Consider the following 23,394-nt stretch of genomic DNA (forward strand, 5'->3'; position numbering starts at 1 on the left):
TTAAATCATGTTGAAGACAAAAATACTTTTAATTGCTGTAACATTTTTGCTGTCGGGAAATATTTCCAAGGCACAGTCAACCGTTTGGTTAGACCAGTTGGATTTAAGCGTGGCAACACAGGGACACGGAAAACCCGGCATCAATACTTCGGTGGACGGAAAACCTATGACGATTGCCGGCGAAGTTTTCAAAAGAGGTTTTGGTACGCACGCCGAAAGTTCTTTGTTGATTAAATTAAACGGTAAAGCAAAAAGCTTTTCAGCTTTGGTAGGATTGGATGACGAAATGAAAGATCAAAATCCCGCAGTTGAATTTGAAATTTATGGCGACAACAAAAAGCTTTGGTCAAGCGGAATAATGAAATTAGGCGATAAAGCAAAGCCTGTTTCCGTTTCGCTGGAAGGTGTACAACAAGTAGAATTAGTCGTAACAGATGGCGGAAACGGACCTTATTATGACCACGCCGATTGGGCAGATGCTAAGTTTGAAACTTCAGACGGTGCAAAACTGATAACATTTAATCCGATTTCATCAGTACCTTATATTTTAACGCCAAAACCAGCGGCAACTCCAAAAATTAATTCAGCAGGTGTTTATGGCGTTCGTCCCGGCTCACCTTTTTTGTTCAGGGTTGCAGCAACAGGGGACAGGCCGATGACTTTTACGGCGAAAAATCTTCCGAAAGGTTTAACCATAGATTCACAGACCGGAATTATCACCGGAAAAATAGATACGAAAGGAATCTATGAAGTCCTTTTATCCGCTAAAAATACAAAAGGTTCAGTTTCAAAAAAATTAAGAATAGAAAGCGGAGACAAAATAGCTTTGACACCCACAATGGGATGGAACAGCTGGAACTGTTTCGGACACGAAGTTTCTGCCGATAAAGTAAAACGCGCTGCCGATGCTTTGGTTAAAACAGGATTGGTAAACCACGGCTGGAATTACATCAACATCGATGATTCGTGGCAATTTAACAGAGACGGAAAAGACCCGTCTTTCAAAGGTAAAATGCGTGACGATAACGGTTATATTCTGACCAATTCAAAATTTCCGGATATGAAGGAATTAACCGATTACTTTCATTCAAAAGGTCTGAAAGCAGGAATTTATTCTTCTCCCGGACCTTGGACTTGCGGTGGTTGTGCAGGAAGCTACGGCTACGAAAAACAGGATGCCGAAAGCTACGCTAAATGGGGAATCGATTATCTGAAATACGATTGGTGCAGTTACGGCGGCGTGATTGACGGTCTGCCTGATAACGACCCGAATAAAGTTTCTTCCCTCAATTTTCAGGGTGGAGGAGATTTAGATAAAGGCGTAAAGCCATTTAAATTAATGGGAGATTTATTAAAAAATCAGCCTCGTGATATTGTGTACAATCTTTGTCAATATGGGATGGGCGATGTCTGGAAGTGGGGAAATGATGCCGATGCACAATCCTGGCGAACCACCAATGACATTACTGATACCTGGGCGAGTGTTAAAAATATTGCTTTAGCCCAAGATAAAGCCGCTCCTTACGCAAAACCCGGCAACTGGAACGACCCCGATATGTTGGTGGTAGGTGTCGTAGGTTGGGGAAATCCGCATCAAAGCCGATTGAAACCGGACGAACAATATCTGCATATCAGTCTTTGGAGCATATTTTCAGCACCATTACTGATTGGTTGCGACCTTGAGAAACTGGATGATTTTACTTTAAATCTTTTAACGAATGATGAAGTGATTGCCGTCAATCAGGATGCTTTAGGAAAACAGGGCGTTTGTCTGCAGACCATTGGCGAATTGAAAATTTACGTAAAAGACCTTGAAGACGGCGGAAAAGCAGTGGCATTTGCCAATTTCGGAAGGGAAAAAGTGAATATGTCTTATAAAGATTTCAGACAGCTCGGGATTTCCGGTAGTCAAACCGTAAGAGATCTTTGGAGACAGAAGGATATTGCCAAAATCAGTACATCGAATCAGGCATTATCACTGGATATTCCGGCGCACGGTGTGGCTTATTATAAATTTATTTCATCAAAATAATTAATTATGATTCAATTTAAATCAAAATATATCGCATTATCATTCCTGTTGGCGAGTACTTTTATTTCAGCCCAGAATCCGATTATCCAAACCCATTTTACACCGGATCCTGCACCGATGGTGTACAAAAACAAGATGTATGTCTACACCGGAGACGATATTCCCGGCTATGATTTTTATTATATGACGAAATGGAGAGTGTACTCGTCGGATGATATGGTCAACTGGACCGACCACGGTTCACCGCTTTCATTGGAATCTTTCAGCTGGGCTCGTGACAGAGCCTGGGCGGCGCAATGCATTGAACGTAACGGCAAATTTTATTGGTATATCTGCGTTCAGACCGTTGATAATAATATGGCGATTGGCGTTGCAGTATCTGACAGTCCGACAGGCCCTTTTAAAGATGCACTCGGAAAACCATTGGTGACAACGGGAACCTGGGATAATATCGACCCGACGGTTTTTATTGATGATGACGGACAGGCTTATCTTTATTGGGGAAACAGCAAATTATTTTATGTGAAGCTTAACAAAGATATGGTTTCCTATGGTGGAAAAATCACCGAAATTCCGCAATCGGTAGAAGCTTTTGGCGGATTGAAACGACCCGGAAGAAGTGATGAGGTTTTGCAGAAACAGGAACAGTTTAAAGATGTTTTTGTGGAAGGTCCTTGGTTCTACAAACGCAACAAGCAATATTATATGATGTATGCCGGAATGACTGACCGAACCGAATGTCTGTCATATTCCATAAGCGATTCACCGACCGGACCATGGAAATATCAGGGAAAAATAATGACCGGACAGCCGACCAATAGTTTCACCAACCACGGCGGGATTATCGATTTTAAAGGGAAATCCTACCTGTTCTATCACACAGGATTATTGCCCGGCGCAGGAAGTTACGGAAGGTCAACATCTATTGAAGAATTCAAATACAATCAGGATGGCAGCATTCCGAAAATTGCAATGACCAAAGAGGGTGTAAATCCCGTTGCAACACTCAATCCCTACAAAAGAAATGAAGCGGAAACAATAGCCTGGTCAGAGAAATGCAGCACTTCCGAAAACAAAAAGACGGGAGTTTATGTTTCCGATGCTAGAGTGGGAGGTTATATCAAAGTTCGTTCGGTAGATTTTGAAAAAGGCGCTTCTGAATTTTCAGCTTCAATCGCTGCAGGTGTTGACGGAGGAATTTTAGAAGTGAGATTAGATAAATTGGACGGAAATAAAATTGCCGGGATTGAAGTTCCGAGAACCGGAGGTTGGGAAGAATTTAAAACCCTGACATCAAAAATTTCAGAATCGGTTTCCGGCGTTCACGATGTATATTTTGTCTTTAAAGGTAAAAACATTACAGCCGGAAGAGTGCTTTTCAATTTCGACCACTGGAGTTTTCAGAAAAAATAAATTAAATTCTTTTGTTATAATTAATAGCGTAAGACTTTTATAAGCGTTAGCGGCTTAGTGAAACTTAAAAAAATAAAAACTTTGTGTCCTTAGTGTTCAAAAAAGGTTAAATATGAAAAAAACAATACTCAATCTTTGTTTAATAGGCTATTCGGGAATATTATTTTCCCAGAATCCCATTATTCAGACCAATTATACGGCAGACCCTGCACCGATGGTGTATAACGACAGGCTTTATGTCTACACCACTCACGATGAGGACGATTCCACCTGGTTTGTGATGAACGACTGGAAGGTCTATTCCACCAACGATATGGTGAACTGGACTGACCACGGAAGCATTCTGAGCTATAAAGATTTCGACTGGGCAAAACGCGATGCCTGGGCAGCGCAATGCGTGGAAAGTAACGGCAAATTTTTTATGTATGTTCCGATGTGGTCCAAAACAAATAACAAAGGAGCGATTGGTGTTGCGGTGGGAGACAGTCCGTTTGGACCATTCCACGACCCGCTTGGAAAACCATTGGTTCAGAGTGAATGGGGCGATATTGACCCTACGGTTTTTATTGATGACGACGGTCAGGCTTATATGTACTGGGGAAATCCCAAACTTAAAATGGTTAAGCTCAATCAGGATATGATTTCCTATTCTGGCGATATTGTGGAAGTGCCAATGACCGCAGAATCTTTCGGGAAAAGGGACGGAAAAGAAAACCCGGAAAGACCGACAAAATATGAAGAAGGACCTTGGCTGTACAAGCGAAAAAATCTGTATTATCTATTCTGGCCGGGCGGTCCACTTCCTGAATTCATTGGATATTCCACCAGTAAAAGTGCACAGGGACCGTGGAAATACAGCGGAATCGTAATGCCAACCGAAGGGAAATCTTTCACTAATCATCCCGGAATTGTTGATTTCAGAGGGAAAACCTATTTCTTTTATCACAACGGTGCGTTGCCGGGAGGAAGCGGTTTCACAAGGTCGGTGAGTGTGGAAGAACTTAATTTTAATAAAGACGGTTCTATTTTACCCATCAAAATGACCAATGGAATTACCAAAGCTATTGCAACCATTAATCCTTATGCTTTTAATCAGGCAGAAATGATTGCCTGGTCAGAAAATGTAAAATCTTATCAGAACAAAGAAGCAGGCGTCTTTATCAAAGCTAAAAAAAGTGGCGCTTACACCAGTGTGAAAAATGTGGATTTTGGCAAAAAAGGAGCATCAATATTTTCAGCCAGAGTTGGAACGACACACAACAGCGATGTGATGATGGACATTCATCTGGACAGTGTAAGCGGACCGATTATCGCCACGGTAAAAGTTCCTTTGACCGGTGGAGACGACCGTTGGGAAACTGTGAAAACTGAAGTGAAGGAAAAAATTACTGGTGTTCATGATGTGTATTTTGTATGTAATGGAAAAGCAGCAAAAGATATTATGTTTTTCGATTATTGGACTTTTCTTGAAACTCATTAATTATGATTAAACTTTTTTTTAAACTATCACTTGCGTTTAGTATTCTCATTGTGAATACTGTTTTTGCACAGGTTGCAGAAATCTCCAGTCCTGACGGAAAATTGAAACTGAATGTCTTTTCCGAAAATGGAAAAGCGCTTTATAATGTTACTTTTAAGGGAAAAGCTATGCTTGATAAATCTCCACTGGGCTTAGTAACCAATGAATCTGATTTCTCTAAAAATTTAAAATTCATTGACAGCAAAAAAGATAAGGTTTTCAAAAATTATACAAACGAAAAAATCAAAAAATCACAGGTTACTTATACGGCTAATACTCTGACAGTCAGTTTTACCAATGCAGATAACTTCAATATCGGAATTGAATTTCGGGTGAGCGATAATAATGTCGCTTTCAGATATGAGATTCAGCCGATGAAAGACCGTTTGAGCGCAGTTGTACAATCGGAAATTACGGGTTATAGATTCCCTTCTCAAACCACAACTTTCCTTTCTCCAATGATGAAGCCGATGACAGGTTTTGCCAGAACCGCTCCAAGCTACGAAAGCGGTTACAAAGCTGATGCAGAATTAGGAACAAAAGCCGATTATGGTTACGTTTTTCCTGGACTATTTCATATTGGAAATGACGGCTGGATTTTATTGTCTGAAACAGGAGTGAACAGTTTTTACTGCGCTTCTCATTTGGATACAACGTCAGAAAAGAATCTTTACCAGGTTGCTTATCCGAATATGGCTGAAAACAATGGTTTCGGAAGTTCCGGAGCTGCCATTTCACTTCCTGGAAAAACACCTTGGAGAACTATCACCATTGGCGATTCTTTGAAACCGATTGTTGAAACGACAATTCCTTTTGATGTCGTAGAACCAATGTATGAACCTTCACAAAAATACACTTTCGGAAAATCTACCTGGAGCTGGATTCTTTGGCAGGACAACAGTATGAATTACGAAGACCAGAGTCTCTTTATCGATTTGGCATCAAAACTGGGTTATGAATATATTTTGATTGATGCACTTTGGGACAAAAATATCGGAAAAGAACGAATGAAAGAACTCATTCAGTATGCCAAATCCAAAAATGTTGAGGTATTGCTTTGGTACAATTCCAACGGTGCGGCGAATGATGCGCCGATGGGACCGAGAAATAAAATGAGCTCATCCATCGAACGAAAAAAGGAAATGAAATGGCTGAAAGATATCGGTGTAAAAGGTCTGAAAGTCGACTTTTTCGGGGGCGACAAGCAGGAAACGATGCGTCTTTATGAAGATATTCTTTCCGATGCTAATGATTTTGGATTAAAAATCATTTTCCACGGAGCAACTTTACCAAGAGGCTGGGAAGTGATGTATCCGAATTATGCAGGAAGCGAGGCTGTTTTAGCTTCGGAAATGCTGTATTTTTCAGAAGATGTCCGCAAACAGGAAGCGTTTTTCGCCACATTACATCCGTTCATCAGAAATACGGTCGGAAGTATGGAGTTTGGCGGAACTTTCCTCAACAAATATTTAACAAAATCCAACAAGGATAAAAATAAAAGATACACAACAGATGGTTTCCAGTTGGCAACGGCTGTTCTGTTTCAAAATCCGGTTCAGATGTTTGGTGTAATGCCGAATAACCTGAGCGACGCACCGAATTCCAGCTCGATTTTATGAAAGAAGTTCCGACGCTTTGGGACGAAACAGTGTTCATCGACGGATACCCCGGAAAATATTCCGTGATTGCCAGAAGACATCAGAATCAATGGTATGTGTCGGGAATCAATGCGGAAAAAACGGTTAAAAAACTGAAAATTAATCTTCCAATGCTTGCCGGTAAAACGGTGAAATTCATTAATGATGATGCTCAGGGAAATTCATCGGAAAAAGAAGTGAAGTTTAATAATAAAGGAGAATTCAACATAGAAATTCAGCCGAACGGAGGATTTGTTTTGAGAAATTAAAATAATTATTTGGGCAGCTTAATCCGCCCTCCGTTCCCGCTTTTTTGCTCGTCGTTCCTCCTCATAAAAAGAGCTCCACTCAGGTCGGGCTGCGAGAGATTCACCGCAATAGAATCCGAAGGATTCAATATCAATAGCCGTAGGTGCAACCTATGGAAAACGAAAAGTAAATAAAATCCGAATCCTGAAAAGGGTTCATTATATAAAACAAAAAATATGAATAAAATAAAAATATTTTTTCTCGTCATCATATTCGGACTTTGTTTGCAGCTCAAAGCGGCGCAACCATTCATCAGCACGGAAAAAAATTTAGAAACCATTGTTTTAAAAGAAAAATCGGTTACTCTTTCAATGTTCGTTAATTTCGGAACTGATAATGGAATTTTGAGAGCTGTTAAAAATTTGCAATCCGATTTTCAGAAAGTTACAGGAAGTCAGCCAAATATTTTAAATCAGATTTCCGGACAGCAATCTCCGCTGATTATCATCGGGACAGTCGGAACAAAATCGGCGATTGATGATTTGATTAAACAAAAGAAAATCGACGGAAAATCATTAGCTGGAAAAAATGAAAAATACATCATTCAAAATATCAGCAATCCGTTTCCCGGCGTTTCCGAAGCAATTGTGATTGCAGGAAGCGACAAACGCGGAACAATTTACGGAATCTACGAAATGTCGCAACAAATCGGGGTTTCACCTTGGTATTACTGGGCGGATGTTCCGGTTGAGAAAAAAGAAAATCTATACTTTAAAAAAGGAATTTACACCGACGGAGAACCTGCGGTAGAATATCGTGGCATTTTCCTGAATGATGAAGAACCTTCGCTCGGAGGATGGGCAAGAGCAACGTTTGGAGGAATCAATTCTAAATTTTATGAAAAAGTTTTTGAACTGATTTTACGAATGAAGGGTAATTACATCTGGCCTGCAATGTGGGGAAAGGCTTTTTATGATGATGACGTTTTGAACGGACCTTTAGCCAACGAAATGGGAATCATTATGGGAACTTCGCACCACGAACCGATGGCTCAGGCTCAAACCGATTGGCATCGATACATCAAAAAAAATAATTTACCGAACGTCTGGGATTATTCGAAAAATGAGAAAGTTTTGCAGGAATTCTGGAAATTGGGGTTAGAAAGAAGCAAAAACTGGGAAAAATTAGTCACAGTGGGAATGCGTGGCGACGGCGATGAAGCGATGGGAGAGGGAACTAATATCTCATTACTTGAAAAAATCGTAAAAGACCAGCGAAAAATTATTGCTGACGTAACAGGAAAAAAAGCGGAGAAAACGCCTCAGGTTTGGGCTTTATATAAAGAAGTTCAGGATTATTATGACAAAGGAATGCGGGTTCCGGACGATGTAATTTTATTGTTTTGTGATGACAACTGGGGCAACGTGCGAAAACTTCCGGACCTTTCAAAACCTTTACATAAAGGCGGTTACGGAATGTATTACCACTTCGATTATGTGGGCGGACCAAGAAATTCAAAGTGGATTAATATCAGTCCGATTCAGAGAGTTTGGGAACAGATGAATCTTTCCTATGAACATAAAGTGGATAAGGTTTGGGTCGTCAATGTCGGGGATTTAAAACCGATGGAGTTCCCAATCAGCTTTTTCCTGGAAATGGCCTGGAATCCGAAACAATTCAATTCAAAAAATCTTTTAGAATATACCGAAAAATGGGCTGCACAACAGTTTGGTGAAAAATATGCCAAAGAAATTGCGGGAATGATTAATCTTTATTCAAAATATAACCGCCGAGTAACGCCCGAAACATTGGACTGGAAAACCTACAGCCTTCAAAATTATAATGAATTTGAAACGGTTTTAAATGATTACAGGTCTTTGGCATTAGAAGCTTTACGTTTGAAAGAGAAGATTCCGGCAGCATATCAGGACGCGTACTTTCAGCTGGTTTTATATCCGATTGATGCGTGCAGCAATCTGTATGAAATGTACTACGCAGTGGCAAAAAACAAAGAATTGGCAACTAAAAAAGATGTTGAAGCTAATGTCTATGCGGATAAAGTCAAAGAATGTTTTGATAGAAATGCTTATCTCGACAATCAGTATAACAACGTCATTGCCGGTGGAAAATGGCAGCATATGATGGACCAGATGAGAATAGGATACAAAGCCTGGTTTGACGGAAAAGAAAATATAATGCCCGAAGTTACCCGTGTTTCTGAGTCTGAAGTTCCGAAAGAAAAAGTGTTTCAGGAGAAAAACGGTTATGTTTCCATTGAGGCGGAAAATTTTTCAAGAATGAATAATTCAGACCGAATCCATTGGGAAGTTATTCCTGATTTCGGAAAAACCAAATCCGGCGTAACGACCTTTCCTCAAAATGCTTATCCGAAAGCTGATGAAAATATTTATCTGGAATATGATATGAATTTTGAATCCAAAGGTGAATTTGAAGTCCAGCTGTTATTAGCACCAAATTTGAATTTCAATCATAATAAAGGTTTGCGTTATGAGATTTCCTTTGATGGCGGAACTCCGCAGGTTGTCAATTTCAATGGTCATTACAAAGGTGAATTGGGAAGATGGCAATCCGAGCATATCATCAAGTCTGCAACAAAACACAAGATTTCTCAACCCGGAAAACATACGCTGCGATTCAGAGTGCTTGAGCCGGGAATCGTGCTTGAAAAAATATTGATCAATACAGGAGGCTTACAGCCTTCTTATCTGGGTGCACCCGAAAGTGAAATTCTTCAATAAAAATCAGCTGAATATTAATAATAATCTACGTTTTGCCTATGAAACATTAATCCATTTCACCTCTGAATTCTAAGTATTGTTTTTCAACAAAATAATGTACAGGAAAGAGCTAAGGATCTTGTAGTATAACTTTATTTACGATAGCTGCCTGAAACTTTTCAGGGTATTTTCTTGATGGTTTTTAATCATAAACTGTCTTGAAGAGGATTGTATTATCCAAACTTTACTGAAAATTATCAAAATTAAAACTAGAACATTATGAAAAAAATTTTAAACCGGATGCTTGCTCTGGCGGTAGGCATCACCTGTACTCAATTTGCAGATGCACAGACAGTGTTGCCTGCAAAAGTAAAAATAGACAAAAATATTGTGTATCAAAAGGTGACCGGCTATGGCGGTTTCGTGTGCAGTCCGCAGTTTGCGTACAACCACATGACTCCGACAGAGATTCAGAAACTTTGGGGAACCGGCGCAACCGACGCAGGATACAATATTTTGAGGTTATATATTCCTGAAAATCAAGCGGACTGGTCGCAGGTTTTAGCAACTGCTCAACAGGCAAAGGCAATGGGACTGATCGTTTTCGCAAGCCCCTGGACAATGCCTGCAGCATGGAAAACAAATAATCATTCAAATGCCGTTTTTACGGATGCCAACGGTGTGCAACAGATCGGCTATCTAAAACCGGAACATTATCAGGATTACGCTTTGCATTTGAACAGTTTTGTAACCTATCTTGCAAATAATGGCGTGGCGCTGGATTATATTTCAATTCAAAACGAGCCGGATGAAATGGCGCAATACGCAGGCTGCATCTGGACACCAACTCAGATCGCAAATTTTGTAAGAGATTATGGCCAGCTCATCAATTGCAACGTCATTGCTCCCGAAAGTGTTGGGTTTACAGATAATTTTGCCAATGCCTTTTTAAATACGGCAACCATGGCCAATTTTGAAGTCTATGGTGGACACCAATATGGAAGTATGCAATCGGCATACAAGCAGTTTCAGGCGAATAATAAACAGATCTGGCAGACAGAATATCTAATCAACTGGAACTCTAATACAAGCGTTCCCGCACGTGATTTCAGTTGGTCGATTGATGGTTTTTCTTTTGCGAGAGCGGTCAACAATGCGATGCTTGGAAATGTGAACGCATGGATACACTATGCATCCAAAAGATATTATGGAATGATGGGTGACGGTACAAATGGAACCGTTGCAGGTGAAATGACCAAACGCGGTTACATTTTATCTCAATATGCTAAAACCACCACCAACAAAAACAGAATTGATACCAAATGGGAAGTGGCAACAGGCAGTCTGGAAGGTTCTTCCTATATTTCTCTGGATGGAAATCAGGTGACGTTAATGGTAATAAATTCTTCCACAAACACTTATAATCTTAAGGTCGATCTTCCTTTTTATACCAATTCTGCGAACAGCATTACTACTTCTCAAACACAGAATATGACGTCGGCGCCGTTGACCTTTACTACCGATACATTCAGACCGCAGGTGTCTGTGGCACCGTCTAGTGTAATGACTTTTGTGTTTACAAAAAGTGGCGACCGACCCGTTTCTAACATGACTGGAACTGAAATTCATTACAATAAAATTGAAACTTTAGCAACGACAAATCCGGCCTTTGGTACAGCACACCAGATTTCAGGGCAGACCGTGACGTTTTATAATTCGACACCGCTTTTCAGCCAGAATATGACGGCAGCGAATGGGTATATCGCTTTGAATGATCGTTATAATAAATTGGTTTTAAATATTTTAAGTTATACGACAACGCTTGGTCAGTCATCATCAAACACGACATTGTACTATGTTGATAATGATAATGTGGTAAGAAATTACAATTATGGAAGCGTGAATTTGCCTGCACCCGGATCCGGAAGCTTTAATCTGGTTTTTGATCTTTCGAGGGCAACACTTCCGTTCGGATGTAAAGGGATTTTAGGTTTAAGAAGTGGAAATTACAGTTCTATTTTAACCTTAAATCTTGGGGATGTTTATTTTAATGTCGGAAATGAAAGAGCTGCAAAATTTACCGGAGCATATACCGAGACAGACAGCAGTCTTTTGGATGCGATGGAAAACAACCAGTATACTTCATTAGATTTCCGTACGGTAACCGGCATCACGCCAACTTCAAGCTGGATCGCTGGTTCTGAGAACAAGAACAGTATTTTTTATATCAACAGCAGTGTGGCAAACACCAATACCAATGTTATTTCAGGAACAAACTGCAGGACACTGACGCTTTCAGATCAGGGAAAAGATTTTCAGGTTCCGTTTGATTTTACGGCGGCTTCAGCAACCTACACCAGAAACTTTAACGGCTACGGAGTTGTTTTATTGCCATTTCAGGCAGCAGTTCCGGCGAATGTAACGGCTTACACGATGATTCCCGGCTCAGGCAGTGTGGCGTGTTCACCGATAACAGGAATGATTCCAGCCAATACTCCGGTGTTAATCGCAGCGACAGGAACGGTCACTTTCACAGGAACAGGATCTGTATCAACACCAAAAGCGATTACGGTAAACCAAGTGAATGGCGTTTATCAACAAATTAAAGTTTATGCAGGGGCTTATGTTTTAAAAACAGAAAACAATGTGACCGGATTTTACAAAGTGGTTGCAGGGAGCGAACCGACGATTGATCCTTTCCAGGGATATATTACAGAAGGAAATCCGTATACTGCAGCATTTTTACCGCTGAGTTTTGCTACTTTGACCACCTCAGAATCTGCACTTACTGCTGATGAGGTACAGGTATATCCAAATCCTGTTAAGACCGAGTTTTTCATTGATATTAAAAAAGGTAATGCTTTCTACACAATTTACGATGCGAAAGGAAGTGTGATTATTTCGAAAAGAGAGCTTTCTTTAGGAAAAAACAGAATTGAAGCATCAAATCTGCCTTCAGGTCTGTATTTCGTAGAAGTAGCGGTTGCAGGAAATACATCTGTGCATAAATTAATCAAAAAATAAGATTTGATTTTCCATCAACAGATTAAGCCATCAGATTTTTCTGGTGGCTTTTTAATTAGGAAAAATCAAATAAATTAAGTGTTAATTATACATTTATTAATTATATTATGATATATTTGCTTTTACCGAATTGAAATATCATTTTTATAGTGATCCGACAATAAAATTGATCTAAAAAATTTTATCCCATGAAAAAACTCTTTTTCTCACTGTCAATACTAATTTGTGCAGTCTCATCCGCACAAACTTTCAAATACCCATTCCAAAACCCTAAACTTCCGGTCGAGCAGAGAATCGAAAATCTTCTCGGATTATTGACGGTTGATGAAAAAATCGGAATGATGATGGACAATTCCAAAGCAGTTCCGAGACTGGATATTCCCGGTTACGGTTGGTGGAACGAGGCGCTTCATGGTGTCGCAAGGGCAGGAACAGCCACGGTTTTTCCGCAGGCAATCGGAATGGCAGCAACTTGGGACGTTCCTGAACATCTCAAAACTTTTGAAATGATTTCTGATGAAGCCCGTGCAAAATACAATAGATCTTTCGATGAATCTCAAAAAACCGGACGTTATGAAGGACTTACCTTCTGGACACCAAATATCAATATTTTCCGCGACCCAAGATGGGGAAGAGGTCAGGAAACCTATGGTGAAGACCCGTATCTGACTTCTGTTTTAGGTGTTGCTGCGGTAAAAGGTTTGCAGGTAAACGATCCGAAATATTTTAAAACCCACGCTTGCGCCAAACATTTCGCCGTTCACAGCGGTCCGGAGTGGAACCGACATTCTTACAATGCAGAAGTTTCGAAAAGAGATTTATACGAAACCTATCTTCCCGCTTTCAAGGCATTGGTTTTAGAGGGAAATGTGAGAGAAGTGATGTGCGCTTACAATGCATTCGACGGACAGCCTTGCTGTGCTAACAATACTTTATTGACAGAAATTCTTCGCGGAAAATGGAACTATGACGGAATGGTCGTTTCCGATTGCTGGGCTTTGGCAGATTTCTACCAGAAACAGTACCACGGAACACATCCTGATGAAAAAAGTACCGCCGCAGATGCTCTGAAACATTCGACAGATTTAGAGTGTGGCGACACGTATAATAATTTAAACAAATCTCTCGCAAGCGGATTAATCACCGAAAAAGACCTCGATATTTCGATGCGAAGAATTCTGAAAGGTTGGTTTGAATTGGGAATGCTGGATCCGAAATCTTCCGTTCACTGGAACTCAATTCCATATTCTGTTGTGGATTCTGAAGAGCATAAAAAACAGGCGTTAAAAATGGCTCAGAAATCTATTGTTCTGATGAAAAACGAGAAGAAAGTTTTGCCTTTAAATAAAAATATCAAAAAAATCGCAGTTGTAGGTCCAAATGCTGATGACGGACTGATGCAGTTGGGAAATTACAACGGAACACCTTCTTCCATCGTAACGATTTTGGGTGGAATTAAAACAAAATTTCCAAACACTGAAATTATTTATGAAAAAGGAACCGAAGTGGCTGATCCGTCTTCCAGAACTTCGCTTTACCAAAACTTTTTAAGCCAGAAAAACGGCGAAAAAGGAATGAAAGTTACCTTTTTCAACAACAATGAATTCAAAGGAACTCCCGCTAATGTTTCTGTCAATAAAAGCGGAATCAATTACAACAGTTTTGGCGGAACTCAGCTTGCCCCGAATGTCGGAAGAGAAAATACATCGGCTATTATTTCCGGCGTTTTCAAAAGCCCTTACACGGGCGATGTGATTCTTTCGCCATCAACTTCCGATGTTTATACACTTTTTGTTGACGGTAAAGAAATCGCCACCAGAAAAGGCCCCGATGCGAGACATCCTTCGGAATTTCCTGTAAAAATGGAAAAAGGCAAGGAATACAATATTGAATTGCGCCACACCCAAAAAGGGAAATATGTAAGCATCACTTTTGATGTGTACAGAAAAGATCCTGTTAATTTTGCTGCAGTAAAGGAAAAAGTGAAAGATGCGGACGTTATTGTATTCGCGGGTGGACTTTCTCCAAGTTTGGAAGGCGAAGAAATGATGGTGAATGCAGAAGGTTTCAAAGGCGGCGATAAAACGTCTATCGATCTACCAAAAGTTCAACGCGAATTGCTGGCTGAATTAAGAAAAACAGGAAAACCAGTTGTTTTTGTTCTGTGTACAGGAAGTTCATTAGGTTTAGTGCAGGATGAAAAAAATTATGATGCGTTGATCAATGCTTGGTATGGTGGACAATCCGGAGGGACTGCGGTTGCAGACGTTTTGGCGGGAGATTACAATCCATCCGGAAGATTACCGATTACATTTTATAAAAATCTGGAACAGCTTGACAATAATTTGTCCAAAACCAGCAAACATCAGGGTTTTGAAAACTACGATATGGTCGGAAGAACCTACCGCTATATGACTGAAAAACCGTTGTACGCTTTCGGACACGGGTTGAGTTATTCAAAATTTGTTTACGGAAATGCTAGGCTGAACAAAAATACCATCAATTCCAATGAAAATGTTACAATTACGATTCCTGTTACAAATAATTCTGAAAAAGATGGTGAGGAAGTGATTCAGGTTTATGTAAAAAGAAATAATGATCCTGCGGCACCAGTAAAGACTTTGAGAGCTTTTGAAAGGGTTTTAATTAAATCTCAGGAAACAAAAAATATTCAATTAACGATTTCTAAAGATTCATTTACATTTTATGATGAAAAAGTAGATGATTTGGCTCCAAAAGCAGGAGATTACACGATTTTCTACGGCGGAACTTCCGATGAAGCAGGTTTGAAAAGTCTTCAATTGAAAGTAAATTAAACTTTTACAATTAAATTTAGATATAAAATCAGTTTAAAATATAGTATTAGAGATATCACACTGAGCGCAGTCGAAGTGTCTCTGCGATAAAAACCAATCAATGAAAGCAAAATCCAAAATATTAACCACCGCATTTTTTTTAAGCGTAGCCTTCTTTTCAGCTCAAAATAAAACTATTAAAACCCATTTCCTCGATTTGGACGGAACTTCCACCAACATCAAAATCCAGCCAACGATGTACGGGATTTTCTTCGAGGACATCAATTTTGCGGCAGACGGCGGATTATATGCTGAACTGATTAAAAACCGCAGCTTCGAGTTCGACGAACCTTTGACAGGCTGGAAACAACCCAATACAAAAACGCTTTCTCCAAACTTGGATTCCGGTTTTTTGACAATTATAACCGACAAATCCAAATCCAATAAAAACTACGCAAGAATCACGGTTTGGAATGATAAAAATTATGTGCTGGAAAACGAAGGTTTCAGGGGAATTGGTTTGCATCAAGGTGAGAAATATGATTTCAGCTTCAATCTGGAAAATGTATCAGACAATATTTCTGCCATTAATACAAGTCTGATTGATGAAAATGGAACAGTGATTTCTTCAGTTTCTACAATCATAAAAGGTGGAGGCTGGCAAAAATATAATGCTGTTTTTGTACCTTCCAAAACCGTTGAAAAAGCGAAACTTCAAATCACTTTTACCGGAAAAGGTGTTGTGAATATGGATATGATTTCACTGTTTCCTCAAGACACCTGGAAAGGCAGAAAAGGCGGTTTGAGAAAAGATTTGGTTCAAAAATTATATTATTTACAGCCGGGATTTTTACGTTTTCCGGGCGGCTGTATTGTCGAAGGAAGAACTTTGGCAGAACGTTATCAATGGAAAAAAACAATTGGTAAAGTAGAAGACCGCGAAAATCTTATCAATAAATGGAACAATGGATTTGCCCACCGTCTCACTCCCGATTATTGGCAGTCTTTCGGTCTTGGTTTTTTCGAATATTTCCAGTTGGCGGAAGATTTAGGCGCAGAACCGCTTCCGATTCTCAGCTGCGGAATGGCTTGCCAATTTAACACAGCTGAACTTGTAAAAATGGAAGATTTAGACCCTTACGTTCAGGATGCTTTGGATTTGATTGAATTTGCAAATGGTGATTCCAACACGAAATGGGGAAAAATTCGTACAGAAATGGGACATCCGAAAACCTTTAATATGAAATTCATAGGCGTTGGAAATGAACAATGGGGAGCGGATTATATTGAACGCTACAAAGTTTTTGAAAAAGCGATTCACACCAAATATCCCGATATCAAAATCATTTCCGGAAGCGGACCGTCTCCCGATGGCGAATTTTTCGATTACGGTTGGAAAGAGCTTAAAAAACTCAATGCACAGATTGTGGATGAACATTACTACAATTCTCCTGAATGGTTCTTAAAAAATGCTGACAGATATGATAAATACGATAGAAGAGGACCAAGAGTTTTTGCCGGAGAATATGCCGCACAATCGGTTGGCGTTGTAAAACCTGACAATAAGAATAACTGGTTGACCGCACTTTCAGAAGCCGCTTTTATGACCGGACTGGAACGCAACGCAGATGTCGTGACAATGACTTCCTACGCACCGCTTTTCGCCCACGCAGACGGTTGGCAATGGACGCCGGATTTAATTTGGTTCAATAATTTAAAATCTTACGCCACTCCCAATTATTATGTTCAGAAATTATTCTCCAACAATAAAGGAACGGATTTAATAAAAATCTCCGAAAACGGAAAACCATTGAAAGGTGAGAATAATATTTATGCATCGGCAGTTCGTGATCTTAAAAAAGAAGAAATCATCATTAAAATTGTTAATTCGAGTTCTCAGGAGACTTCAGTTGAAATCAATCCAAAAAACATCAAAATAGGCAGTCAGCTCACCAAAATTGTACTGACTTCCGCAGGTCTTTCCGATGAAAATAATTTCCAATCAGAAACCATTACACCAAAAGAAGAAACGCAGACCATTAAAAAAGGAAAGATTTCTGTTGAAATTCCGGCAACTTCTTTAGTTATTTTGAAAATTAAATAGCTTCAAACCAACATTAACAAAGGAAAAATTAAAATTAAGTGTAAATATTACATTTATTTAAAATAGAATGTTATATTTGTTTTATCTCTAAAACAGAAAAGTTGAGATTTCTTTAAGATTAATTAAAACTTATTGTTAAATCTTTGACGAATGTAATCCATTGCATTTGTTATTTTGAAGAGAGCTAAAAAAATAATCAAATAAATCACTTTTGTTAATGAAAAAGTACGTTATCGGCTTAGACTACGGAACAGATTCTGTTCGGGCCGTTTTGATTGATACGGAAAATGGGGCAGAACTGGCAACTTCTGTAAGCTATTACCCAAGATGGAAAGAAGGAAAATTCTGCAAGCCGGAAGAAAATCAATTTCGTCAGCATCCGCTCGACCACATCGAAGGTTTGGAAAAAACCATTTCAACCGTTGTCAAAGAAAGTGGCGTTGCGCCGGAAAATATCGCCAGCATTTGTATTGATACGACAGGTTCGTCACCGCTTCCCGTGAATAAGGATGGAATTGCCTTATCACTTTTGCCTGAATTTTCAGAAAATCCTAATGCAATGATGGTGCTATGGAAAGACCATACATCCATCAACGAAGCCGAAGAAATCAATCATCTGGCAAGAAACTGGGGTGGTGAAGATTATACAAAATTTGAAGGCGGAATCTATTCTTCTGAATGGTTCTGGGCAAAAATTCTTCATATCAACAGAGAAGATGAATCCGTGAAAAACGCAGCATACAGCTGGATGGAACATTGCGATTACCTTACATTTTTACTTTCCGACAATGCGGATTTAGCGTCTTTTAAAAGAAGCCGTTGCGCAGCCGGTCACAAAGCAATGTGGCACGAATCGTGGGACGGACTTCCCTCCAAAGAGTTTCTCGGTCAGCTGGATTCTTCACTGGCAGAACTTCGTGATAGGCTGTACGATAAAACCTACACGTCCGATGAAATTGCCGGCAATCTGAATGAAGAATGGGCGACAAAATTAGGCTTAACAACGAATACGGTAATTGCTGTCGGAACTTTCGACGCTCATTCCGGAGCGGTGGGAGCAAAAGTAGAGGAGAATACACTAATCAGAATTATGGGAACGTCAACCTGCGATATTATGGTGGCTCCCAACGAAATCATCGGCGACAAAACAGTTAAAGGAATCTGCGGACAGGTCGATGGTTCCGTCATTCCGGGATTGATGGGATTGGAAGCGGGGCAATCTGCATTTGGTGACGTTCTGGCTTGGTACAAAGACATTCTGACCTGGCCTACACACAATATTCTGATGAATTCCAATGTCATTGATGAAAATCAAAAGCAATTGCTGAAAGAAGAAATAGAGAACAATCTTATTCGCAATCTCACTTTGGAAGCGGAAAAAATTCCACTTTCGGAGGTTGTTCCGGTTGCCTTGGATTGGATCAACGGACGAAGAACGCCAGATGCCAATCAGGAACTGAAAATGGCGATTAGCAACCTTTCCTTGGGAACAAAAGCACCGCATATTTTCAAAGCTTTGGTGAATGCCATTTGCTTTGGAGCCCAAAAAATAGTCGACCGTTTCGAAGAAGAAGGCGTAAAAATCGAAAAAGTGATAGGAATTGGTGGCGTTGCCAGAAAATCACCGTTCATTATGCAGACGTTGGCCAACGTTCTTAATATGCCGATTGTAGTGGCGGAATCAGACCAGGCTCCGGCTTTGGGTGCAGCCATTTATGCGGCTGTTGCGGCTGGAATTTACCCGACTGTTCAGGAAGCCAGCCAGAAAATGGGCTCCGATTTCGAAGCAGAATATTTCCCACAAGTGGAAAAAGTAGAAAAATATGCAGAATTTATGAAACAGTATCAGGTTCTCGCAGATTTCACAGAAAATAATATCAAATCAAAGAAAAAGTTGACGGTTGACAGTTTATAGTTGATAGAAGTTAAAGCAGAAAAGCTCCGTAGGAGCGCCTGTTAGTAGCCAGAACGGTGATGAAAAAAACAAAGCTCCGTAGGAGCGCCCTGTTAATAGCAAATATGTAAATATTATCATCACAAAGAGAGCCTCGTAAGGCGACCTGTTAAATATTTACATTAAGTGAAAAACCAATAACCATCAACTAAAATTATTATGGCAGCTTAATCCGTCTGTAGTTTATCCTGAGCTTGTCGAAGGGCTCCCGCTTTTTTGTTCCGCTATGCTACACAAAAAGAGCTCCGCTCAAGCCGTGCTGCAGATTCAGCGTCAAATAGGAGAAGATTATAACCAGGACGTTTGTCATTCCGTAGGAATCTAAGCAAGCTTTGTAGAGATTCCTACGGAATGACAAACGAAAGTTTAAAAATTAAATAAATGAGCATCTATAAAGAATTAAAACGAGAATGTTACGAAGCTAATATGCAGCTCGATGCATTAAAGCTGGTCGTTTACACATTCGGGAACGTGAGCGCCGTCGACCGTGACAAAGGAATATTTGCCATCAAGCCGAGCGGTGTTCCTTACGAATTACTAAAACCGGAAGACATCGTGATTTTAGATTACGATGCCAATGTCGTTGAAGGAAATTTAAGACCATCTTCCGATACCAAAACCCACGCTTATCTCTACAAAAACTGGGAAAACATCGGGGGAATCTCACATACACACGCCATCTATTCCGTAGCTTGGGCACAGGCGCAACTGGATATTCCAATTTTTGGAACGACGCACGCAGACCATTTAACCTCAGATATTCCTTGCGCACCGCCGATGCACAATGATTTAATCGAGGGCAATTACGAATACAACACCGGAATCCAGATTCTGGATTGCTTTAAAGAAAAGAACTTGTCTTACGAAGAAGTGGAAATGGTACTCATCGGAAATCACGGACCGTTCACCTGGGGAAAAAATGCTGAAAAAGCCGTTTACAATAGCAAAGTTCTCGAAACTATCGCCGAGATGGCTTATCTCACAAGGCAAATTAATCCAAACGCGCCACGCTTAAAAGATTCATTAATCAAAAAACATTATGAACGAAAACACGGCAAAAATGCCTATTACGGACAGTAATTAGCTTAAACCTGATGCTGCTTTTAATACTATAAACCTCATAGGTTTTAAAACCTATGAGGTTTAATGAAAAACATTAGAATCCGAAGGATTCAATATCAGTAGCCGTAGGTAAAACCTATGGAAAAAAATAAAAATCAATTATCAATCATAAATCATCATTTATAAAATATGTTAACACCTCTCAATACAAAAGAAATCTGGTTCATCACCGGAAGCCAGCATTTATACGGCCCTGAAACATTAGCGCAGGTTGCGGAACATTCAGCGAAAATCGTGGAGGCATTCAATGCTTCATCACAGATTCCTGTAAAAGTTGTTTTAAAGCCAACCGTAAAAACAACAGAAGAAATCTTTGAAACACTTACAGCTGCCAACTTTGCAAAAGACTGCATCGGAATCGTAACCTGGATGCACACGTTTTCACCCGCAAAAATGTGGATTCGTGGACTGACCGCTTTGCAAAAACCAATGTTGCATCTTCATACGCAATTCAACCAGGATATTCCTTGGTCTACGATGGATATGGACTTTATGAACCTGAATCAGGCTGCGCACGGCGACCGTGAATTCGGATTTATGGTGAGCCGTCTGCGCAAAAACAGAAAAGTAGTCGTAGGACATTGGGCTGAAGAAAGAGTTCAGAAACAAATTGGAGAATGGAGTAGAGTTGCCGCAGGTTGGGATGATTGGCAAGGTGCGAAGTTCGCCCGTTTTGGTGACAATATGAGATTTGTAGCCGTTACGGATGGCGATAAAGTGGAAGCGGAAACCAAATTTGGATTTTCGGTAAACACTTGGGGAATCGGGGATTTGGTAAGCGTTGTCAATTCGATTGGCGATGGCGAAATCAAAACCTTAATTGAAGAATATGAAGCTTCATACAAAATGGCAGAATCCCTTCTTTCCGGAGGTTCAAACAGAAAATCTCTGGAAGTTGCCGCAAGAATTGAATTAGGTTTGGAAAAATTCCTGAAAGACGGAAATTTTAAAGGTTTTTCAGATACTTTCGAAGATCTTCACGGCTTGGAACAATTGCCTGGAATTGCCGTTCAGAGATTGATGGAAAAAGGTTACGGATTTGCCGGAGAAGGCGATTGGAAAACTGCCGCTTTGGTTCGTGCAATGAAAACGATGGGACAAGGCCTTGAAGGCGGAAATGCCTTTATGGAAGATTATACGTATCATTTAAATCCTTCCAATCCTTCGATTTTAGGTTCGCATATGTTGGAAGTTGACCCTGTTTTGGCGATTGACAAACCTTCTTGTGAAATTCATCCATTGGGAATTGGCGGAAAAGCTGACCCGGTTCGTCTGGTGTTTAATTCAAGAGGAAATATTGATTCTTTAAATGCAGCTTTGATGGATTTTGGAAATCATTTCAGACTGTTAATTAACAAAACGAGAGCATTAGAAATCACCGAAGAATTGCCAAAACTTCCTGTTGCTAGAGTTCTTTGGAAACCGCTTCCTGACTTGTACACGGCGGCTGAAGCCTGGATTTTGGCAGGTGGAGCGCATCACACGTGTTACAGTGAGATCATCAGCGTAGAACAATTAGAAGATTTTGCAGAGATTGCAGGTATCGAATCGCTTGTTATTGATGAAGATACAAAAATCCGTGATTTTAAGAACACACTTCGCTGGAATGAAATATATTATCGTTAAACTTGCAAAACTTCTAAAAAATGAGAAAAACAAGTATCAACCTGATAATTCTTTTTGCCGTTTTATGTATTTTCGGGTGCAATAAAAAAAAAAATCAATCAAAAACTCAACCGGAAACAATGGAAAACATACAGGTTTCAGATTACGGAGTCACGTCAAAAGGCGATTCCATCAAAAAATATACTTTGACCAACAAAAACGGGATGAAGCTGGAAGTTATTAACTTTGGTGGAATTATTACTTCACTTACCGCTCCCGATAAAAACGGGAAATATGAAGATGTCGTTTTAGGATTTACCAAGCCTGAAGATTATTTCAACGGAAATCCATATTATTTTGGAGCATTAATTGGCCGTTACGGAAACAGGATTGCTAATGCCAAATTCACTTTGGAAGGTAAAACCTATGACATCGACAAAAATGACGGTCCGAACAGTCTTCACGGTGGAAAAGAAGGATTTCATACCAAATTCTGGAATATTGAACCAGTGAAAGATGCCAAATTCCCAACTTTGAAACTGACTTACACAAGCGCAGACGGTGAAGAAGGCTATCCAGGAAAATTAACCACAACCGTTTTGTATACTTTGACAGATGATAATGCTTTGGAAATTTCTTACGAAGCGGAGACCGATAAACCGACTGTTGTGAATTTAACTCAACATTCGTATTTCAATCTTTCAGGAAATTTCTCAAAAACTATTCTTGACCACGAATTGCAGATTAATGCGGATAAATTTACAACAGTTAATGAAACTCTGATTCCTACAGGTGAGCAAAAAGCGGTGAAGGGAAGTGCATTCGATTTCACAGTTTCAAAAGCAATTGGAAAAGATATCAATGCTGATGACGACCAGCTTAAAAAAGGAAAAGGCTACGACCACAACTGGATTCTGAACGGAAGCGGATTGAGAAGCATTGCCAAAGTTTATCATCCTGAATCGGGTAGAATAATGGAAGTTTTGACTGATGAACCGGGCGTTCAGTTCTATTCAGGAAACTTTTTGGATGGAAAATTTGATACCAAAACGGGCGGGAAAAATGAATTCAGAACGGGTTTTTGCTTGGAAACCCAGCATTTTCCGGATTCTCCAAACCAGGCTTCTTTCCCTTCTACGGAGTTGAAGCCGGGACAGAAATACCAGTCGAAAACAATTTACAAATTCTCAGTTAAACAATAA

Annotated in this window: 13 protein-coding genes; all 13 read left to right on the forward strand. The window is 39.9% G+C overall.

The window, feature by feature from the left end; all coding sequences use genetic code 11:
* The first annotated feature begins 7 nt into the window (after positions 1-7).
* A complete protein-coding gene (locus tag OXQ85_RS04905; RefSeq protein WP_267402694.1) occupies positions 8-2,032 on the forward strand; it encodes an NPCBM/NEW2 domain-containing protein in 2,025 nt (674 codons plus the stop codon).
* 6 nt (positions 2,033-2,038) lie between these two features.
* On the forward strand, positions 2,039-3,445 hold the full coding sequence (locus OXQ85_RS04910; RefSeq protein ID WP_267402695.1) for a glycoside hydrolase family 43 protein: 1,407 nt from the start codon (positions 2,039-2,041) through the stop codon (positions 3,443-3,445).
* Between the two features lie 112 nt (positions 3,446-3,557).
* Positions 3,558-4,925 carry a glycoside hydrolase family 43 protein gene (locus OXQ85_RS04915; RefSeq protein ID WP_267402696.1) on the forward strand — a complete coding sequence of 456 codons (1,368 nt, stop codon included), beginning with the start codon at positions 3,558-3,560 and terminating at the stop codon, positions 4,923-4,925.
* 2 nt (positions 4,926-4,927) lie between these two features.
* On the forward strand, positions 4,928-6,583 hold the full coding sequence (locus OXQ85_RS04920) for a glycoside hydrolase family 97 catalytic domain-containing protein (RefSeq protein ID WP_267402697.1): 1,656 nt from the start codon (positions 4,928-4,930) through the stop codon (positions 6,581-6,583).
* Complete coding sequence (locus OXQ85_RS04925) at positions 6,580-6,870, forward strand: glycoside hydrolase family 97 C-terminal domain-containing protein (protein ID WP_267402698.1); 291 nt, start codon at positions 6,580-6,582, stop codon at positions 6,868-6,870. The genes OXQ85_RS04920 and OXQ85_RS04925 overlap by 4 nt, the downstream gene beginning before the upstream one ends.
* A 216-nt stretch (positions 6,871-7,086) precedes the next feature.
* Complete coding sequence (locus OXQ85_RS04930) at positions 7,087-9,609, forward strand: glycosyl hydrolase 115 family protein (protein WP_267402699.1); 2,523 nt, start codon at positions 7,087-7,089, stop codon at positions 9,607-9,609.
* A 258-nt stretch (positions 9,610-9,867) separates the two neighbouring features.
* The gene (locus OXQ85_RS04935) at positions 9,868-12,612 is read left to right on the forward strand and encodes a T9SS type A sorting domain-containing protein (protein WP_267402700.1); all 2,745 of its coding nucleotides are present in this window, start codon (positions 9,868-9,870) and stop codon (positions 12,610-12,612) included.
* A gap of 188 nt (positions 12,613-12,800) precedes the next feature.
* Complete coding sequence (locus OXQ85_RS04940) at positions 12,801-15,428, forward strand: glycoside hydrolase family 3 C-terminal domain-containing protein (protein WP_267402701.1); 2,628 nt, start codon at positions 12,801-12,803, stop codon at positions 15,426-15,428.
* 100 nt (positions 15,429-15,528) lie between these two features.
* On the forward strand, positions 15,529-17,511 hold the full coding sequence (locus OXQ85_RS04945) for an alpha-L-arabinofuranosidase C-terminal domain-containing protein (protein WP_267402702.1): 1,983 nt from the start codon (positions 15,529-15,531) through the stop codon (positions 17,509-17,511).
* A gap of 217 nt (positions 17,512-17,728) precedes the next feature.
* Entirely contained in the window at positions 17,729-19,426 is a 1,698-nt protein-coding gene (locus OXQ85_RS04950) for a ribulokinase (protein ID WP_267402703.1), read from the forward strand.
* A gap of 420 nt (positions 19,427-19,846) precedes the next feature.
* Positions 19,847-20,545: an L-ribulose-5-phosphate 4-epimerase gene (locus OXQ85_RS04955; RefSeq protein ID WP_267402704.1), complete on the forward strand. Its 699-nt coding sequence runs from the start codon at positions 19,847-19,849 to the stop codon at positions 20,543-20,545.
* A gap of 171 nt (positions 20,546-20,716) precedes the next feature.
* Positions 20,717-22,213 (forward strand): L-arabinose isomerase, encoded by a 1,497-nt coding sequence (araA, locus tag OXQ85_RS04960; RefSeq protein ID WP_267402705.1) that lies wholly within the window; start codon positions 20,717-20,719, stop codon positions 22,211-22,213.
* A gap of 119 nt (positions 22,214-22,332) precedes the next feature.
* Entirely contained in the window at positions 22,333-23,394 is a 1,062-nt protein-coding gene (locus OXQ85_RS04965; protein WP_267402706.1) for an aldose epimerase family protein, read from the forward strand.

Source organism: Chryseobacterium sp. GM_Chr_2, from assembly GCF_026540445.1.
Taxonomy (GTDB): Bacteria; Bacteroidota; Bacteroidia; order Flavobacteriales; family Weeksellaceae; genus Chryseobacterium.

What these genes read in the sequence shown, in the direction of transcription:
- OXQ85_RS04920 (WP_267402697.1), top strand. Translation starts at nt 4,928, where the DNA reads ATGATTAAACTTTTTTTTAAACTATCACTTGCGTTTAGTATTCTCATT.
- OXQ85_RS04940 (WP_267402701.1), top strand. Translation starts at nt 12,801, where the DNA reads ATGAAAAAACTCTTTTTCTCACTGTCAATACTAATTTGTGCAGTCTCA.
- OXQ85_RS04925 (WP_267402698.1), top strand. Translation starts at nt 6,580, where the DNA reads ATGAAAGAAGTTCCGACGCTTTGGGACGAAACAGTGTTCATCGACGGA.
- OXQ85_RS04950 (WP_267402703.1), top strand. Translation starts at nt 17,729, where the DNA reads ATGAAAAAGTACGTTATCGGCTTAGACTACGGAACAGATTCTGTTCGG.
- OXQ85_RS04910 (WP_267402695.1), top strand. Translation starts at nt 2,039, where the DNA reads ATGATTCAATTTAAATCAAAATATATCGCATTATCATTCCTGTTGGCG.
- OXQ85_RS04945 (WP_267402702.1), top strand. Translation starts at nt 15,529, where the DNA reads ATGAAAGCAAAATCCAAAATATTAACCACCGCATTTTTTTTAAGCGTA.
- araA (WP_267402705.1), top strand. Translation starts at nt 20,717, where the DNA reads ATGTTAACACCTCTCAATACAAAAGAAATCTGGTTCATCACCGGAAGC.
- OXQ85_RS04935 (WP_267402700.1), top strand. Translation starts at nt 9,868, where the DNA reads ATGAAAAAAATTTTAAACCGGATGCTTGCTCTGGCGGTAGGCATCACC.
- OXQ85_RS04915 (WP_267402696.1), top strand. Translation starts at nt 3,558, where the DNA reads ATGAAAAAAACAATACTCAATCTTTGTTTAATAGGCTATTCGGGAATA.
- OXQ85_RS04965 (WP_267402706.1), top strand. Translation starts at nt 22,333, where the DNA reads ATGGAAAACATACAGGTTTCAGATTACGGAGTCACGTCAAAAGGCGAT.
- OXQ85_RS04905 (WP_267402694.1), top strand. Translation starts at nt 8, where the DNA reads ATGTTGAAGACAAAAATACTTTTAATTGCTGTAACATTTTTGCTGTCG.
- OXQ85_RS04955 (WP_267402704.1), top strand. Translation starts at nt 19,847, where the DNA reads ATGAGCATCTATAAAGAATTAAAACGAGAATGTTACGAAGCTAATATG.
- OXQ85_RS04930 (WP_267402699.1), top strand. Translation starts at nt 7,087, where the DNA reads ATGAATAAAATAAAAATATTTTTTCTCGTCATCATATTCGGACTTTGT.